The sequence below is a fragment of the Nocardioides sp. Bht2 genome (assembly GCF_047308515.1).
Lineage (GTDB): Bacteria > Actinomycetota > Actinomycetes > Propionibacteriales > Nocardioidaceae > Nocardioides.
Genome location: NZ_JBLBWI010000006.1, coordinates 105,682 through 123,044 on the forward strand (window position 1 = coordinate 105,682; position 17,363 = coordinate 123,044).

The following is a 17,363-nucleotide window of genomic DNA, read 5'->3' on the forward strand; positions in this document are numbered from 1 at the left end:
ATCAGCGATGGGTCTGGCCGTCGTCGACCTTGACCACCGTTCCGGTGACGAACTCGGACTCCGGGGCGACCAGGTAGAGCAGGGTGGAATCCAACTGGGACGGTTCGCCGAGTCGGCGGCGTGGGAAGTCGGCGCTGGGGTCCCCGATCCGTTCGATCATGCCGTCCATCATCTCGGTGGAGAACGCACCGGGGGCGATGGCGTTGACGTTGATCCGGTGCCGGGCCCACTCGACGGCGAGCGCCTCCGTCATCCGGTTCACCGCGGCCTTGGTGACCGAGTAGAGCGCAGCCCCTTCACCGGCGTAGTGAAAGGCACTCATCGAGGAGACGTTGACGATCCGGCCCGGAAGCTCGGCCTCGATCAGCCGGGCAGCGATCTCGGTACTCAGCAACCACGGCCCGCGCAGATTCGTGCCCAGCACCCGGTCGACGAGGTCGAGCGGCATCCGATGGGCGCGGGCGGCGTCCGGGATGCCAGCGTTGTTGACCAGGATCTGCGGGACGCCGACCTCGTCGCTCAACTCCTGCACCACCGTGCTGATCGACGCGGCGTCACCGACGTCGAGTCGAACGCCCAGCGCCGTCCCACCGGCCGCCTCGATCTCGGCGGCCACCTCGGCGATCCGGCCCTCCCGGCGTCCGGCCACTGCCACCGTCGCCCCCGCCGCGGCAAGCACGTGGGCGAACCGGCGACCCAACCCCGACGTGGCACCGGTGACCAGGGCTACCTGGTTGCTCAGATCGGGCCTGCTCATGGAGCCAACTCCTGGTGACGGCCCAGTTCGTTCTTGGCGATGGTCCGCAGGTGGACCTCGTCGGGACCGTCGAAGATCCGCATCGCCCGGTGCCAGCCGTACATCGCGGTCAGCGGCACGTCGTCGCTGACGCCGGCGCCACCGTGGACCTGGATCGCCCGGTCGATCACATCGAGCGCAACCCGCGGCACCGAGACCTTCGCCATCGATACGTAAGGCGCTGCCGCTTTGTTGCCGCACCTGTCGATGACGGCGGAAGCGTGCTGGCAGAGCAGGCGGGCCTGCTCGATCGCGAGCCGCGACTCGGCGATCTGCTGCTGCACCATCCCCTGCTCAGCAAGGGGTTTGCCGAACGCGACCCGACTCTGGACCCGCTCCGTCATCAGCTGCATCGCCCGCTCGGCAGCACCGAGGGCCCGCATGCAGTGATGGATCCGACCAGGGCCGAGCCGAGCCTGCGCGAGCGCGAAGCCCGCGCCCTCCTCCCCCAGGATGTTCGCGACCGGCACCCGGACGTCGGTGAACAGAACCTCACAGTGACCGTGCTGGTCGTGGCGCCCGAAGACCGGGACGTCGCGGACGATCTCCACGCCAGGAGTGTCCCGGGGCACGATCACCATCGACTGCTGGCGGTGTCGAGCGAGCGTGGGGTCGGTCTTACCCATCACCACGAAGAACTGGCACCGTTCGTCCGCTGCGCCACTGGTCCACCACTTGCGGCCGTTGATCACATACTCGTCACCGTTGCGCACGATGCTGGTCTCGATATTGGTCGCGTCCGAGGAGGCGACGTCCCGCTCGGTCATCGCGAACGCCGACCGGATCGTGCCGGCCATCAGCGGCTCCAGCCACTGCTTCTTCTGCTCCGGGGCACCGAAGAGGTGCAACAGCTCCATGTTCCCGGTGTCGGGTGCCTGACAGTTCAACGCCTCCGGCGCGAGCTCCAGGCTCCACCCGGTGATCTCGGCCAGCCCCGAGTAGTCCAGCTGCGAGATCCCCGAGACATCGGGCAGGAAGAGGTTCCACAACCCCCGCCGCTGCGCCTCCTGCTTCAACTCTTCGATCACCGGGGGCACCGTGTGATCGTCGGGCCCAGCGGCCTTGCGGTAGGCGTGGTACGCGTGCTCGGCCGGAAAGACCGACGTGTTCATGAAGTCGATGAGCTCAGTGCGCAGCTCACGCGCCTTCGGCGAGGGCGACAGGTCGAGGCCGAGCCCATCGTGGTCAAGTCCGCCGCGGTCGAGAGGGAGGGTCATCACATGCTCCTGTTCAGAGTTCGGCGCGGTCCGCGCGGTCGCGGGCGCGGGTCAGCAACGGACCGACCATGCCGCCGATGTCGTCGAACCAGTCGCCCACCGTGGTGCCTTGCAGGTGACGGTGGTGGATCTGCTCCAGGATCACCGCGATCTTGAAGTCGGCGAAGGCGACGTACCACTCGAGATCGTCGACGCTGATGCCGCGGCGATCGGCGTAGAGGGCGATCACCTCCGCACCGGTCGGGAAGCCTTCATGGGCGGTGGCGCCGGCGGTGATCGGGTTGTGCAGTTGGCCGATCTCGTCCCAGAAGCTGATCAGCACGCCCAGGTCGGCGAGCGTGTCGCCGAGGGTCGACATCTCCCAGTCGAGAACACCCAGGATCCGACTCGGGTCGTCGACGGCGACCATCAGGTTGTCGATCTTGAAGTCGCCGTGCACGATCCCCGGGAACCGGAGCGGCGGCATCGAGCGGGTGAGCCGCTCGGCGAGTTCGTCGACCTCGGGCCGTTCGGAGGTCTTGATCCGGTGCCACTGTCGCGCCCAGCGGGCAACCTGGCGTTCGAGGTAGCCCTCAGCGCGCCCCCAGTCCGCGAGACCGACCTGAGCCGGGTCGTTGGAGTGCAGCTCCACCAGGGTCTCCACCATCCGCTCGGTGAGCTGGCGCCGCTCGTCGACCGTGAGCGTGGCGGTGTCGTCGTGAGTGCGGTAGGTCCGGCCTTCCAGCTTGACCATCAGATAGAAGCCGGCCCCCAGCACGGAGGGGTCGTCGCACTCCAGCACCACATCCGGCACCGGCACCGCGGAGCCGGCCAGCGCGCTCATCACGCGAGCCTCGCGCGACATGTCGTGCGCCGACTGGAGCACCTCGCCGTACGGCGGACGGCGCAGGATCCAGTGCGTCGTGCCGTCGGAGACCTCGTAAGTGGGGTTGCTGCGGCCGCCGGCGATCAGCCGAGCGGTGAGCGGTCCGGCCAGGCCGCCGTCCAGCTCGGCGCTCAGGTACCGCTCCAGGGCGGGCAGGTCGAGCAGGCCGTCGGCGCCGAGGCTCTCGGTCGGTTCGGTCGAGGCGGTCACAGGGGTCACGACACTCACTCCTATCTAAACGCTTGTTTGGATAGACAGTAGGGATCGGAGGCCCACTCCGCAAGGAGTCGGCGGAAACTAGCCGTCCAGGCCTTTCGGTTCCGCACCCTGATCGACCGACCCCCGGTAGCCCACCGTGCCGAGCGCCAACTCGATGTAGCGCTGCGCCATCTCCTCGGCCGAGGCCTCGCCGTCTGCGCGGTACCAACTGGCCACCGAGTAGCCCATGTTGATCACCGCGCGCGCCGCCTCGCGCGGATGCGACGTGGCAAAGTCGCCCATCTCCACCCCGCGGGTGATCACGTCGTCGAACATCCGTTGCTGCTCATCACGGAGCGTGACCACGATCTTGCGACCGACCGCATCCAGACTGCGGAGTTCGGAGGCGCCGATCAGCGCCTCCTCCTGGCGGCCAGTATGGAAGAGGATCCAGGCGCGAACCAGGGCAGAGAGCTGCTCCCGCGGCGTGCGCCCGGCAGCCAACAGCGCGGTCCGCGTCGCCGAGATGACGTCGCTCATCGTGCCGACCATGATCTCCTGCAGCACCTCCTGCTTGGAGGGGAAGTGGTGGTAGATCGACGCCACAGTGACGTCGGCCCCACGAGCAATGTCGCGCATCGAGGTGGCGTGATATCCGACCTCGTTGAAGTTCTCGATCGCTGCCCGCAGTACCGGCGCCTTGCCCTGGCGCGGCTTGCCCTGGACACCCTTGGCCATCGCGACTCCTACTTCCTCAGCTCTGGACCCACGGCACGCCGTACGGCGGCCAGAGACATTCAAACACTAGCCAACTATCCGATCGTTTGTTTAGATAGGACGTCGATCCGGAGAGATCAGGAGATCCGATGTCCTTGCCCGTGGTGATCAGTGAGCCGGCACCAGGCGTCCGGCAGCTCACCTTGTCCCGCCCCGCCGAGCTCAACAGCCTGAACGGCGACCTGGTGGCCGCGCTCCACGACGCGTTGACCCAGATCGCGGCCGACCGCGAGGCGCGCGTGGTCGTCCTGACCGGGGCCGGACGGGCGTTCTGCGCCGGGCTGGACCTCAACGGCTACGGCGACCCCGAACGGATCGAGGAACAGGGCTTCACCCTCGGCACCCTCGATCGGCAACGCGAGATCGCACGTCTGGTGGAACGGATCCACTCCCTCCCCCAGCCGGTGATCGCCGCCGTCAACGGACCCGCAGCCGGTGGCGGCCTGGCGCTGGTCTGCGCCAGCGACATCCGGATCGCCGCAGACCCGGCGGTCTTCGCGGTCGGATTCATCCGGGCCGGCTACTCCGCCTGCGACATCGGCCTCTCCTGGCTGCTGCCCCGCATCGTCGGCGCCGGCAACGCCCATGAACTGATGCTGACCGGACGTCGCTTCACCGCCGACGAGGCGCACCGGATCGGCCTGCTGACCCAGGTCGTCGCGGCCGACTCGCTGCTCGACGTCGCGCTCGCCAAGGCGGCCGAGATCGTCGCCAACCCACCCGCATCGGTGGCCCTCACCAAGGAGGGCATGTGGATGGCGCTGGAGATCCCCAGCTTGAAGACGGCGATCGAGTTCGAGAACCGCCAGCAGGTGCTGACCGCGCTCACCGAGGACCAGCCCGAGGCCATGCGCGCCTTCCTCGAGAAGCGCGCTCCCGACTACAGACACAGGTGATCACCGTGGAAACCCTGCGCTACGCCGTCGCCGACGGCATCGCCACCATCACGCTCAACCGCCCCGACCGACTCAACGCCTTCACCGACGAGATGGAGGCCGAACTGATCGAGGCGTTCGACCTCGCCGACGCCGACGACGACGTCCGCGTCGTGCTGCTGACCGGCGCGGGCCGTGGCTTCTGCGCCGGCATGGACGCTTCCGACGGCGGTGACGCGTTCACCGCCTGGCGGACCAGCCCGACAGCCCCCGCGGGCACCCAGTTCCAGGTACCCGGAGACGAGATGCCGCGCCGCCGCGACGGCGGAGGCCGCGTCGTGCTCCGGATGTACGACTCCCTGAAGCCGATCATCGCCGCCGTCAACGGCCCCGCGGTCGGGGTCGGCGCAACGATGATCCTGGCCGCCGACATCCGACTGGCCGCCGACCACGCCAAGTTCGGTTACGTCTTCACTCGCCGCGGCGTCATCCCCGAGTCGTGCTCGTCGTGGTTCCTGCCGCGTCTGGTCGGCATGCAGACCGCCCTGGAGTGGGTCTTCACCGGCCGGATCTTCACCGCCGACGAGGCCCTGGAGAAGGGACTCGTCCGCAGCCTGCACCCGGTCGACGAGCTGCTCGGCGCGGCCACCGAGATCGCCCGTGAGATCGCCGACAACGCGGCCCCGGTCTCCGCGGCCCTCTCCCGGCAACTGCTCTGGCGGATGCAGGGTGCCGCGCACCCGATGGAGGCCCACCACGCCGAGACCCTCGGCCTCAACCTGCGCGGCGTCAGCGCCGACGGCCACGAGGGGTTCGCCTCGTTCGTCGAGCGGCGTCCCGCCGCCTTCCCCGACCGGGTCTCGGCCGACCTACCCGAGATCCTGGGCACCCTGCCCGCTCCCATCTTCGACCCGACCATGCTGGAGGACCCCCGATGAAGCGCACGCTCTACACCGAAGACCACGAGGCCTTCCGCGGCACGGTCGCGGCCTTCGTCGAGCGCGAGGTCGTACCCCACCTCGAACGCTGGGAGGAGCAGCGGATCATCGACCGTGAGGTGTGGCTCGCGGCCGGCAAGCAGGGGCTGCTCGGCCTCGCCGCACCCGAGGAGTACGGCGGCGCGGGCGGCGACTACCGGTTCCGCAACGTGATCCTGGAGGAGTTCGCCCGGGTCCATGCCACCTCGCTGGCCTCCAGCTTCTCGTTGCAGGACGACATCGCGATCCCCTACATCGCTGAGATCGGCAACGAGGAGCAGAAGCAGCGGTGGCTCCCGCCGATGATCGCCGGCGAGCTGATCGGGGCGATCGCGATGACCGAACCCGGGACCGGCAGCGACCTGCAGGGCATCAGGACCTCGGCCCGTGAGGTCGAAGGTGGCTGGGTGCTCAACGGCGCCAAGACCTTCATCACCAACGGCATCAACTCCGACCTGGTGATCACCGTCGCCCGGACCGATCCGGAGGGCGGGCCCCGCGGCTTCAGCCTCTTCGTGGTCGAGCGGGAGATGCCGGGCTTCTCCCGCGGCCGCAAGCTGAACAAGGTGGGGCTGCACGCCCAGGACACAGCAGAGCTCGTCTACGAGGACGTCTTCGTCCCGACCGCGAACGTGCTCGGCGAGATCGGTGGCGGTTTCGGGCAGCTGAAGGCGATGCTCCCCCTGGAGCGGATCTCCATCGCCGCCCACGCCGTGGCGGTGGCCGAAGCCGTGCTGAGCGACACCATCGCCTACACCAAGGACCGTCAGGCTTTCGGCCAGCGGATCGCGGACTTCCAGAACACCCAGTTCGAGCTGGCCGAGATGCACACCATCGTCAACGTCGCTCGCGTCTTCGTCGACCAGGCGATCCTGGCCCTCAACGCCGGCGAGCTCACCGACGTCGACGCCGCTCAGGCCAAGTGGTGGACCTCGGACCTCCAGAACGACGTGATCGATCGGTGCCTGCAGTTGCACGGCGGCTACGGCTTCATGCTGGAGTACCCGGTCGGTCGGGCCTACCAGGACGCCCGGATCCAGCGGATCTTCGGTGGTGCGAACGAGGTCATGAAGCTCATCATCGGCCGCAAGATCGTCGGTCGCCCGTAAGTAACTGGCCCGGCACGTTGTCCCGGACCGTGGGCCGCCGAGCAGCGGTCCCAGGTCCGGGACTCCCGGCGGGAAGCAACAGTCCGAACGTTCAGGAGCCGCAGTGAACGACCACCTCATCGAGAACCTGGCCGACGACCTGATCAGGTCGCGGAGGAGGGGGCAGCCGGTCACGATCACCGAGGAACTCCGCGCCCTCGACCTCGCCGACGCCTACCGCGTCCAGGAGCGCGTCGTCGCCGCCCAGATCTCCGACGGCGGGGGCCCGATCGGGTGGAAGCTCAGCGGTACCCAGGGCCCGGAGCCCACCCGCGGCGTCCTTCCTGCCACCGCGCTGCTCCCCGACGGCGCCGTCATCGCCCTGGACGGGAGCAACGGTCTCCTCGTCGAGGCCGAGCTCCTGCTCCGCGTCGTGGACGAGCTGGGGCCGCGCCCGTCGAGCGACGAGTTGGCCGCGGCGGTCGAGGTAGCTGCTGCGTTGGAGATCCCACAGTCCAGGTTTCGCGATTGGTGGCCGGCCGGCGGAGCACCGAACGTGACCCTGCCGCTGCTGGTCGCCGACAACGCCGCCGCTTTCCGAGTCGTCGCCGCCACGACCTGGCACCGGCTCACCGTGGCTGAGCTCGCCGAGGTCACCTGCACGTTGACCCTGCCGGACGGCGTCACCCACCAGGGCACGGCCCAGAACGTCTACGGTTCGCCGTTGAACGCGCTCGCCTGGCTGGTGGAGGACCTCCACTCCCGGGATCTCCAGGTTCCTCGCGGTGCCGTCATCTCGACCGGCACCTTCACTCCGCCGAGCCACGCGATGCCCGGACGCTTCGTCGCCGAGTTCAGCCGGGTAGGTGCCGTCAGCGCGACCTTCACCCGCGCCGGCTGAGGACGAGCGGGGCTCACCCGCTGAGCCGCACCACCGTCTTGCCGATGTTGGCGCCGCGCAGCATGCCGAGGAACGCCCGCGGCATCGACGCGAGCCCATCGCTGACCGACTCCTTGCCGATCAGCTCGCCGCTCCGCACCCACCCCACGACCTCGGTCAGGAACTCCTCGCGCAGGTGCAGATGGTCCGAGGCGATGAATCCGCGCATGGTCAGCCGTCTCCGAGTGACCTGGTGCAGGTTTGCAGGCGCGGATGAGGTGCCGGGCGTCTGGTAGCTCGCGATCGAACCGCACGCCACGATGGACCCGTAGTCGTTCATCACCTCGAGGGCGGCGCTCAACTGTTCGCCGCCGACGTTGTCGAAGTAGAGGTCACAGCCCTCCGGCATCACGCCGGGCAGCGTGGCGCCGATCGGTGCCGCTCGGTAGTCGAGCGCTGCGTCGAAGCCGAGCTCGTCGCGCAGCCAGGCCACCTTCTCGGGGCTCCCTGCGCTGCCCACCACCTGCCGAGCGCCCCGCAGCCTGGCCAGCTGACCGGCGACCGAACCAACCGCCCCTGCGGCTGCGGAGACGAAGACCCGCTCGCTGCTGGACCGGCCGGCCAAGCCGCTCAGCCCTACCCAGGCGGTGAATCCGGTGATACCCAGGACGCCGAGATGGAGCGTGGGCGGCAGTCCGAGATCGGGCAGCACCTCCACCTCGTCGGCCCGCAGGAGGCCGTACTCGCGCCAACCGGCGCGATGGGCCACCAACGTGCCGACCCTGACGGCGTCTGCGCCCGAGGCGACCACCGTTCCGATCGCCCGGCCCTCCATCGCCACGTTCAGGGCGTACGGCGGTGTGTAGGAGACGACGTCATCCATCTTGGGCCGCATATAGGGATCGACGGAGAGCGCCTCGTTGCGTACCAGCACCTCGCCCGGCCCCGGATCACGCAGATCCACCTCGACGATGCGGAAGAGATCCAGGGTGGCCGCGCCGTCAGGGCGGGCCACCAACTGGATCTCGCGGCTCCTCACCATCGGTGACAGGCTCCGCCGGGGCCGGTCACGGCTCAGCGCTCCAGGTCGGAGAGGGTCGTCTCCAGGTGGGCCTCGAGGCCCAGCCGCAGCGACGCCTCACGGATCCGTTCGACGTAGTCGACGACGTTGCCGAGCTTCACGTCGTCGTAGCCGCGGATCTCCTCGACCAGGGCCACCACGTCGGTCAGTTCGGCCCGCTGCCGCATCGGCATCTGCGCGACGATCTCCAACACCAGTGCGCGATAGTGCCGCACGAGCGCCTTCTCGACGCGCCGTACCCGGTCCATTCCGAAGACGTCGAGCGCTGTGCCGCGCAGGAACTTCAGCCGTGCCATCAGCGCGAAGAGCGGACGGAACCAGCCGCCGACCTTGATCTTGCGATCGATGCCCAGTGCCTTGAAGACCGGCGGGTGCAGGTGGAAGCTCACCTTGGCGCCGACGCCGAACTCCTCCTCGATCCGCTGCCGCTCGGTGTCGAGCAGGTGTAGGCGCGAAACCTCGTACTCGTCCTTATACGCGGTCAGTCGGTGCAGCTGGAAGGCGATGGTCTCGCTCAGCGAACCGACATTGCCGTAGGCGGCCTCCTCCGCGCTGGCCACCTGGTCGACGACGTCGAGGTAACTGCCCGCGAGCTTCTCGTTCTGGAAGGCGACCAGCTCCGGCACCCGAACCTCCAGCAACTCGCGCAGCGGCGAGCCGTCGGGGTACCCGTCGAGCCGGGAGCGGAGACCGGCGGAGATCGCGGCGGCCGGCTGCCGTTCACCGTTCTTCAGCGCCTCGGCGACCACCTCCGGTGCCGCTACCGCAGCCCGGCCCCAACGGAAGGCGTTGATGTTCGCCTCAACCGCAGCACCGTTGACCCGCAACGCCTCCTCGATCGAGGCGGCGGTGATCGGCAACGCGCCGGACTGGTAGGCGGCGCCGACCAGGACCGTGTTGGTCATCAGGTGGTTGCCGAAGATCGCCTCGGCGATCCGGTTGGGGTCGATCGCCACGTTCTCGTCGGCGCGGGAGACCTCCGCCAGTTCACCCAGCAGCACCTCCGTCTCCGGGTAGGGGATGCTCGGGTCGATCGCCTGATCGGCGGTCGGCGTCGGCGACGTCGAGGCGACCACGATGGTGCGCTCGGCACCGGCCAGTGCCAGGTTCTTCGGTGCCATCGAGGTCAACAGGTCGAAGGCGAGGAAGAGGTCGGTCTCCCCCTCGGCGATCTGGGCGGCCGGCTCCTGCGCCGCGTCGCTGTAGACCTGAAGCTGGGAGACCACCGGGCCGGCCTTCTGGCTGGATCCGGTCAGGTCGAGGTTCCGCACCAGCTTGCCGTCGAAGGCAGCGGCGTTGGCGAGCACCTGACTGCTGGTGACCACCCCCGTGCCGCCGATGCCGGTCATGGTGATGTTGAAGGCGTCGTCCGGAACCAGTGTCGTCGGCGCGTCGACCTCCGGGGCCTGGGCCACCGACCGCTCCTTGCGGACGGCGTCCTTGGTCTCGACGGAGAGGAACGACGGGCAGTTGCCGTCGACGCACGAGTAGTCGAAGTTGCACGAGGACTGGTGGATCGCCGTCTTGCGGCCGAACTCGGTCTCCACCGGCTGTACCGAGAGACACTGCGACTTGCGGTTGCAGTCTCCGCAGCCTTCGCAGACCCGGTCGTTGACCCAGATCCGGCGGGTGGGCTGGACCATCTTCTTCCGCTTACGGAGACGACGCTTCTCTGCTGCGCAGTACTGATCGTGCAGCAGCACGGTCACTCCCGGCACCTCGGCAAGCACCTCCTGGGCTTCGAGCAGCCGGTCCCGGTGCCAGACCTGGACCCCCTTGGCCAGTCGGGTGCGTCGGTACTTCTTGGGGTCGTCGGTGGTCACGATGGTGCGGGCGACGCCCTCCGCCTCGAAGAGTCGGGTCAGCGACGAGACGCTCATCCCGCCCTCTACGTTCTGTCCACCGGTCATCCCGACGGCGCTGTTGTAGAGCAGCTTGTAGGTGATGTTCACCTTCGCCGCCACCGCCGAGCGCAGGGCCAGGCTCGCCGAGTGGTGGAAGGTGCCGTCGCCTACGTTCTGGAAGATGTGGGCGGTCTCGGTGAACGGCGCCATCCCCACCCACTGGGCACCTTCGCCGCCCATCTGGGTGTAGCCGGCCATCTCGCCGTACTCGTCGCGCGGGACCACCAGTTCGAGGATGTGGCACCCGATGCCAGCGGCAACGGTGGCACCTTCCGGCGCGATCAACGACCGGTTGTGCGGGCAACCCGAACAGAAGAACGGCTTGCGGTCGGTGATCAGCGGCAGCAGCGGCCGGGAGCGACGCACCTTCGGCAGGGTGACGACGTCGCCGAGCAGGCTGTGCAACGCCGGACCCAGGCTGCGGACCACGACGTCGGAGCTGACCGCGCCGTACTCGGGGATCATCACCTTCTCGTCCGGACCGAGCTTGCCGTAGATCGCGGGGGCGGCCGGGCTGCCGTAGAGCGCCTCCTTGAGGAGCCGCTCGATCAACGACTTCTTCTCCTCGACGACGAAGATCTGTTCCAGCCCCTCGGCGAACTCCTGCCACTCCTGGCGGCTCACCGGCCAGAGCGCACCCATCCGCTTCAGCCTGATCCCGAGCCGGATCAGGGTCGCCTCGTCGAGCCCCATCTCGACCAGCGCCTTCTGCAGGTCGTAATAGGTCTTGCCCGGCGCCACGATGCCGATCCGGGCCTGCTCGGGAGCGACCGTGATCGGGTTCAGATTGTTGAGACGGATGTACTCGGCCGCGATCTGGTTCCGTTCCGAGACCAGGTCCCGTTCAGCCTCACGCATCGGACCTCCCGGCGTGTTCACCCGCAAGGTCGGGGTGAACCGCCCCGAGCGCACCGCCTCGGGATGCACGAAGCTCAGCCGGGCAGCGTCGACGTCCGCGGAGCCGGAGGCGTCCGCCGTCTCGGTCACCATCTTGAACCCGATCCAAAGCCCACTGATCCGGGAGAGCTCGTAACCGTGGGCGCCGAGGTCGAGGATCTCCTGGACGTTACCGGGGAAGAGCAGCGGCATCCCCCAGTCGATGAACATCCCGTTGCTGTCGGTCGGGAAGTTCGTCGACCCGGCGTTGGGGTCGTCGCCGGCCACGACCAGCACGCCGCCATGGCGACCGGTGCCCCGGATGTTGCCGTGCCGCAAGGCATCTGCGGCGCGGTCGACACCCGGGGCCTTGCCGAACCACATCCCGAAGACGCCGTCAACGGTGGCGCCCGGGATCTCGTTGACCGTCTGCGCACCCCACAACGCGGTCGCCGCCAACTCCTCGTTGAGGCCGGGCCGGTGCACGATCCGGTGCTCGGCCAGGAGGGTCGCCTGGCGCACCATCTCGTCGTCGACCCCGCCGAGCGGCGACCCTGGGTAGCCGGAGACCAGTCCGCCGGTGTTCAGGCCGCTGGCGACGTCGCGGCGCCGCTGGTCGACCAGGATCCGGACGAGGGCCTGGATGGAGGTGAGGTACGCACCTTCCGCCTGCTCGTCGAAGCGGTCCGCCAACGAGTGACGGGCCTCCGGACGGCTGGTGAGCGTCATGGTGATTCGGCCTTTCAGGGCAGGGCCCAGCGCGCGTACGGCCGCACGCGTGGACTGTGAAGGATGCTCGGGTGGGCGCTGGCGCCCGCGGTCAAGGACGGAGGCAGGGCCTCAGAGTTCGGCGATCTTGTACTCGTTCACGTAGTCCCAGTCGATGTTGACGCCAAGACCCGGACCCTCGGGGGCGACCGCGTAGCCGTCCTCGTCGACCTGGACCGGCTGGTCGACGCCGAAGTGGAACGTCTCGGTCGGCACCAGCTGCTCGAAGAACTCGGTGTTCGGCAGCGAGAGCGCGACGTGCAGCGCGGCGGCGTCCATCATCGGGTTCGGGTTGGTGTGGATCTCCAGGTTCTTGCCGAACGCCTCAGCCAACGCACCGATCTTCTTGGTGTGCGTGATCCCGTAGGTGAACGACGGGTCGGCACGGACGATGTCGCAGCCGTTCGACGCGGTGAACTCGGCCCGCGCCATCAGGCCACCCTCGTTGGTCTCGGTGCCGGCGATCCGGATGTCGAGGCGCTCGGTGAGCATCCGGTAGCCGGCCAGGTCGTAGTCGCGCAGCGGCTCCTCGAACCAGTGATAGCCGAGGTCCTGAAGCGCATAGCCGACCTTGAGGGCGTCGGCGTGGTCGTAGGCGGAGACGGCGTCGACCATCAACTTGAAGCCGTCGCCGACGGCCTCGCGCACCGCCCGGCAGCACTCGATGTCGAAGTCGGCCTCACCGAGCACGTGCAGCTTGTAACCGTGGTAGTTCAGCTTCTGGAACTTGACCGCCTCCTCCACGAAAGCGTCCACCGTGCTGTGCGTCATCGAGCTGGCGTAGGTCGGGATCTTCGTCCGGAAGGTACCCAGGACCTCGTGGATCGGGGCGTTGCGGATCTTCCCGTAGAGGTCCCAGAGTGCGACGTCGGCGGTGCCGACCATGAAGAGCGGGCTGAACCACAACCGGTTCATGTCCCACATGTCCTTCCAGATCGCCTCCCGCTCCAGCGGGTTCCTACCGAGCAGCATCGGCCGGATCGAGGAGGCCAGGTAGTGGCCCATGCCCAGGCCACCGCCCAGGCTGAAGGTCTCCCCCACGTGGCCCTCGTCGCTGATCAGCTGCAGCGCCACGATGTCGCTGGTGAGGTGGGCCATCGACTGGCCCTTGATCATCGTCCCGTCCCCGGGACGTCGGAACACGGTGATCTTGACGTCTTCGATCTTCATCTGACTACTCCGATGTGAGTGCGGCGGTGGCGGCGTGCTTCGGCAGGCTGGCCAGGATTGGGTATGCGTCGATGTGGTGGCACCGTGCGGAGCCACCGGCCTGGTCGACGACGACGGGAGGCGGCGTGGTGCTGCACTCCGGCGTCGCGACCGGGCACCGGCTGGAGAAGATGCAGCCGGCGAAGGACTCGAACTGGTTGGGCGGTTCCCCCGTGATCGGGATCCGCTTGCGCTCCTCCCGGCCCACCGGATCGGCGATCGGCATCGCCGAGGTGAGGGCCCGGGTGTACGGATGCTTCGGGTCGCTATGGACCCTTTCGGTCGGTCCCTGCTCGACGACTCGGCCCATGTACATCACGGCCGTCTCGTCACCCAGCCAGCGCACGACGCCGAGGTCGTGGGAGATGAAGACGTAGGCCAGTTCGTACTGCACCTGCAGGTCGTGCAGGAGGACCAGGATCTGGTTCTGGGTGGAGACGTCGAGCGCGCTGACCGCCTCGTCGAGGAGGAGCACCTTGGGGTTGGTAGCGATGGCGCGGGCGATGGCGATCCGCTGCCGTTGACCGCCGGAGAACTCGTGCGGGAAGCGACGCGCCGCATCAACCGGGAGCCCGACGCTGTCGAGCAGCTCGGCGATCCGCTTCGCACGTTCCGGACGTGACATCCGCTCATGGACGATGAGTGGCTCTTCCAGCGAGTTGCCCACCGTGGACGAGGGATCCAGCGAGGAGTACGGGTCCTGGAAGACCATCTGGATGTTGCGCCGCTGCGCACGCCGGGGCTTGGTGAACTCCTCGCCGAGCAACGAGACCGAGCCGCCGGCGATCGGCACCAGGCCGGCCATCGCCCGGGCCAGGGTGGACTTGCCGGAACCGGACTCCCCCACGATCGCCAGGGTCCGGCCCGGTGCCACCTCGAGGCTGACCTCGCTGACCGCGCGCATCTTCTTGCGCTTCCCGAAGTCGACACTGACAGCCTCGACGCTCAGCGCGGGTGCGACCTCAGACATGGAGGGCTCCTTCCGGTCGGGACGGTTCGATCCGTAGGTCGATCTCGCCGTGGCGCAGGCAGCGTGCGACGTGCTCGACGCCCACCTCGATGAGCTCCGCAGGAGCGGAGCACGCGGCAGTTGCGAAGGAACAGCGCGGCGCGAAACGGCACCCCACCGGGAACTCCACAGGCCGGGGCGGCGCCCCCGGGATCGAGTAGATCCCTTCGCGTGCGGTGCGGGCACCGGTCGGCATCGACTTCAGGAGGCCGTGCGTGTACGGGTGGGCGGCGTCGGCGTAGAGGTCGTGGACCGAGGCCTGCTCGACGATGTTGCCGGCGTACATCACCACGACCCGGTCGGCCACCTCAGCCACCACGCCGAGGTCGTGGGTCACGAAGATCATGCCCATCCCGGTCTCGTGTTGCAGCTCGCGGAGCAGGTCCAGGATCTGGGCCTGGATCGTGACGTCGAGCGCCGTCGTCGGTTCGTCGGCGATCAGCAGCCGGGGCTCGCAGCAGACGGCCATCGCAATCATGATCCGTTGCCGCATGCCGCCGGAGAACTCGTGCGGGTAGGCACGGGCACGGCGTGCCGCCTGCGGGATGCCCACCGCCTCCATCGTGCGGATCGCCGTGCCGAGAGCTTCACGACGACCGACCTTCTTGTGCCGGCGTACCACCTCGGCGATCTGCTCACCGACCGTGAACGCCGGGTTCAGGCTGGTCATCGGCTCCTGGAAGATCATCGAGATCCCAGCGCCACGCACGCTATTGAGGTCGCGTCGCTTCATCGCCAGCAGGTCCGTGCCGGCAAAGTCGATGGAGCCCGACGAGACCCGCGACTGCCGCGGCGGCAGGAGTCGCATCAACGACATCGAGGTGACCGACTTGCCGGAGCCGGACTCGCCGACGATGGCGAGGGTCTCGCCACTCGCGACGTCGAGCGAGACGCCGGTGACCACCGGCGTCCACTTACCGGCGATCCGGAACTCCACAGTCAGGTCACGTACGGAGAGGATCGGGTCGTTCTGGGCAGGCTGGTTCATCGGTCCGCTCCTTCCCCGGTGACGCGGCCGATCGAGTCGCGGAGCCCGTCCCCGACCAGGTTCAGCGCGAGCACGGCGATCGCCAGCACCGTGCCCGGCACGATCACCAGGGCAGGCTGCTGATAGATGAAGTTGTAGCCCTGCGAGATCATCAAGCCCCAGCTCGCCTGCGGCGGAGCGACGCCGAGACCGAGCAGGCTCAGGCTCGCCTCGGCGATCAGGGCCATACCGGTGACGATCGAGGCCTGAACCAGGACCGGCGGCAGCGCGTTCGGCAGCAGCCTGGTCCGGATCAGTCGAAGGGTGGGGGTGCCGATGCTCCGGCTCGCCTCCACGTAGGTCTCACCGAGGATCTCCATGACGGCGGCGCGCACGATCCGCAGGAAGGCCGGGGAGAAGACCAGCCCGATCACCACCATGGCATTGGTGAGCCCGGGGCCCACCGCGCCGAGCAGCGCGATCGCCAGCATCAGCGGCGGAAGGCTCTGTAGAGCGTCGGTGCAGCGAACGATGATCACGTCGACCCAGCCGCCGAAGTAGGCGGCAAGGAAACCGAGCGGGATCCCGACGACCATCGAGACGGAGACCGCGGTCACCGCGGCGCTGAGCGCGACCCGATCAGCAGCGATGATCCGCGAGAGCACGTCACGGCCGAGGTTGTCGGTGCCGAGCAGATGCGCGGCGTCCGCGAACGGCGGCGCGAAGGTGTTGTTGAGGTCTTGGGCGTTCGGGTCCTGCGGCAGCAGCCAGGGCTCGAAGATCGCGGTCGCCACGAGCACCACCAGGATCGCCAACCCGATCAGTGCGGGCACGTTGCGCAGGAAGCGGCGCACTCCTCGGGAGCGACGGATCCGGCCGATCGCGGCGAGCGGGGCGAACCGCCTGCCGGCGACCCCGGCCACGGCGCTCATGACGCCCTCAGCTTCGGGTTGAGCCATCCGTACATGACATCTACTCCAAGATTGATGATCTGGACCGCGACGGCGCAGACCAGAACGACGCCCTGGATCACCGGGATGTCCCGTTGCAGGGCCGCGTTGTAGGCCAGGTTTCCGAGCCCCTGGATGCCGAAGATCTGCTCGATCAGGACGGTGCTACCGATCACCACCGCCATCTGCGTGCCGAGCGCCGTGACGCCTGGGATCGCCGCGTTCCGCAGCGCATGCTTCAGGAGCACCACCGATCCGGGGAGCCCCTTGGCCGTGGCGGTCCGGGTGTAGTCCTGAGCCAGGACGCCGATCAGCGCGCTGCGCAGTTGCCGGGCCAGGATCGCGGCCGGCACCATGCCAAGCGCGATCGAGGGAAGGATCAGGTGTTGGGCCCAGAGCCCGACCCCCTCACTCATCGGCACGTAGCCGGTCGAGGGGAACATCTGCATCTTGTTGGCGAGTACGACGATCAGCACCAGGCCGATCACATAGCTGGGCGCGGAGAGGCTGATCGCGGTGACCACGCTGGAGATCCGGTCGGCCCAGCGGCCATGCTGCGAGCCCGAGATGACGCCGAGCGGGAGGCCGATCAGGATCGCGGCGATCAGCGCGCCGACGATCAACGATGAGGTGGCTGAGAGACGCTGGGTGATCGCTTCGATGACCGGCTGTGAGCTGAACAGGGACACCCCGAAGTCGCCGGTGAGGACCGACCCCAGCCAGTTGAAGTACTGCAGGTAGAGCGGCTGGTCGAGGCCGAGCTTCTCCCGGATCGAGGCGATCTGGGCGTCGCTGGGCGAGTCACCGGCCAGGGTGACCGCTGGGTCGCCGGGCACGAGCTGCACCAGCGAGAAGGCCAGGATCGACACCAGGAAGAGCACCGGGATGATCGCAAGGATCCGGCGAATGAGGAGTTTGCCCATCAG

Annotated in this window: 15 protein-coding genes; 4 read left to right on the top strand and 11 right to left on the bottom strand. The window is 68.3% G+C overall.

Annotated features, from left to right (window positions below):
- Nucleotide 1 precedes the first annotated feature (1 nt).
- From ACLM5J_RS10500 to ACLM5J_RS10515, 4 genes are all read right to left on the bottom strand, one after another.
- A complete protein-coding gene (locus ACLM5J_RS10500) occupies nucleotides 2-757 on the bottom strand; it encodes an SDR family NAD(P)-dependent oxidoreductase (RefSeq protein WP_413656357.1) in 756 nt (251 codons plus the stop codon).
- On the bottom strand, nucleotides 754-2,013 hold the full coding sequence (locus tag ACLM5J_RS10505; RefSeq protein ID WP_413656358.1) for an acyl-CoA dehydrogenase family protein: 1,260 nt from the start codon (nucleotides 2,011-2,013) through the stop codon (nucleotides 754-756). The genes ACLM5J_RS10500 and ACLM5J_RS10505 overlap by 4 nt, the downstream gene beginning before the upstream one ends.
- Nucleotides 2,014-2,026: 13 nt before the next feature.
- On the bottom strand, nucleotides 2,027-3,097 hold the full coding sequence (locus tag ACLM5J_RS10510; RefSeq protein ID WP_413656359.1) for a phosphotransferase family protein: 1,071 nt from the start codon (nucleotides 3,095-3,097) through the stop codon (nucleotides 2,027-2,029).
- 78 nt (nucleotides 3,098-3,175) lie between these two features.
- On the bottom strand, nucleotides 3,176-3,814 hold the full coding sequence (locus ACLM5J_RS10515) for a TetR/AcrR family transcriptional regulator (protein ID WP_413656360.1): 639 nt from the start codon (nucleotides 3,812-3,814) through the stop codon (nucleotides 3,176-3,178).
- Between the two features lie 128 nt (nucleotides 3,815-3,942).
- Here ACLM5J_RS10515 and ACLM5J_RS10520 point away from each other — a divergent pair, with 128 nt between their 5' ends.
- The 4 genes from ACLM5J_RS10520 (at nucleotide 3,943) to ACLM5J_RS10535 (ending at nucleotide 7,694) form a co-directional block, all read left to right on the top strand.
- Nucleotides 3,943-4,749: an enoyl-CoA hydratase/isomerase family protein gene (locus ACLM5J_RS10520; RefSeq protein WP_413656361.1), complete on the top strand. Its 807-nt coding sequence runs from the start codon at nucleotides 3,943-3,945 to the stop codon at nucleotides 4,747-4,749.
- Between the two features lie 5 nt (nucleotides 4,750-4,754).
- Nucleotides 4,755-5,666, top strand: a complete 912-nt coding sequence (locus tag ACLM5J_RS10525; RefSeq protein WP_413656362.1) for a crotonase/enoyl-CoA hydratase family protein — start codon at nucleotides 4,755-4,757, stop codon at nucleotides 5,664-5,666.
- On the top strand, nucleotides 5,663-6,814 hold the full coding sequence (locus ACLM5J_RS10530) for an acyl-CoA dehydrogenase family protein (RefSeq protein WP_413656363.1): 1,152 nt from the start codon (nucleotides 5,663-5,665) through the stop codon (nucleotides 6,812-6,814). Before ACLM5J_RS10525 ends, ACLM5J_RS10530 begins: the two co-directional genes overlap by 4 nt.
- 103 nt (nucleotides 6,815-6,917) lie before the next feature.
- On the top strand, nucleotides 6,918-7,694 hold the full coding sequence (locus ACLM5J_RS10535; RefSeq protein WP_413656364.1) for a 2-keto-4-pentenoate hydratase: 777 nt from the start codon (nucleotides 6,918-6,920) through the stop codon (nucleotides 7,692-7,694).
- A gap of 13 nt (nucleotides 7,695-7,707) precedes the next feature.
- Here ACLM5J_RS10535 and ACLM5J_RS10540 read toward each other — a convergent pair whose 3' ends face one another.
- The 7 genes from ACLM5J_RS10540 to ACLM5J_RS10570 form a co-directional block, all read right to left on the bottom strand.
- Nucleotides 7,708-8,715, bottom strand: a complete 1,008-nt coding sequence (locus tag ACLM5J_RS10540) for an NADP-dependent oxidoreductase (protein ID WP_413656365.1) — start codon at nucleotides 8,713-8,715, stop codon at nucleotides 7,708-7,710.
- A 32-nt stretch (nucleotides 8,716-8,747) separates the two neighbouring features.
- Nucleotides 8,748-12,263, bottom strand: a complete 3,516-nt coding sequence (locus tag ACLM5J_RS10545) for an indolepyruvate ferredoxin oxidoreductase family protein (RefSeq protein ID WP_413656366.1) — start codon at nucleotides 12,261-12,263, stop codon at nucleotides 8,748-8,750.
- A gap of 111 nt (nucleotides 12,264-12,374) precedes the next feature.
- Nucleotides 12,375-13,472, bottom strand: a complete 1,098-nt coding sequence (locus ACLM5J_RS10550) for an enolase C-terminal domain-like protein (RefSeq protein WP_413656367.1) — start codon at nucleotides 13,470-13,472, stop codon at nucleotides 12,375-12,377.
- 4 nt (nucleotides 13,473-13,476) lie between these two features.
- Complete coding sequence (locus ACLM5J_RS10555) at nucleotides 13,477-14,481, bottom strand: oligopeptide/dipeptide ABC transporter ATP-binding protein (RefSeq protein WP_413656368.1); 1,005 nt, start codon at nucleotides 14,479-14,481, stop codon at nucleotides 13,477-13,479.
- Nucleotides 14,474-15,508, bottom strand: coding sequence for an ABC transporter ATP-binding protein (locus ACLM5J_RS10560; protein WP_413656369.1), 1,035 nt, complete (start codon nucleotides 15,506-15,508; stop codon nucleotides 14,474-14,476). Before ACLM5J_RS10560 ends, ACLM5J_RS10555 begins: the two co-directional genes overlap by 8 nt.
- Nucleotides 15,505-16,446: an ABC transporter permease gene (locus ACLM5J_RS10565; protein WP_413656370.1), complete on the bottom strand. Its 942-nt coding sequence runs from the start codon at nucleotides 16,444-16,446 to the stop codon at nucleotides 15,505-15,507. The genes ACLM5J_RS10560 and ACLM5J_RS10565 overlap by 4 nt, the downstream gene beginning before the upstream one ends.
- Entirely contained in the window at nucleotides 16,416-17,360 is a 945-nt protein-coding gene (locus tag ACLM5J_RS10570) for an ABC transporter permease (RefSeq protein ID WP_413656371.1), read from the bottom strand. Before ACLM5J_RS10570 ends, ACLM5J_RS10565 begins: the two co-directional genes overlap by 31 nt.
- Nucleotides 17,361-17,363: the final 3 nt, after the last annotated feature.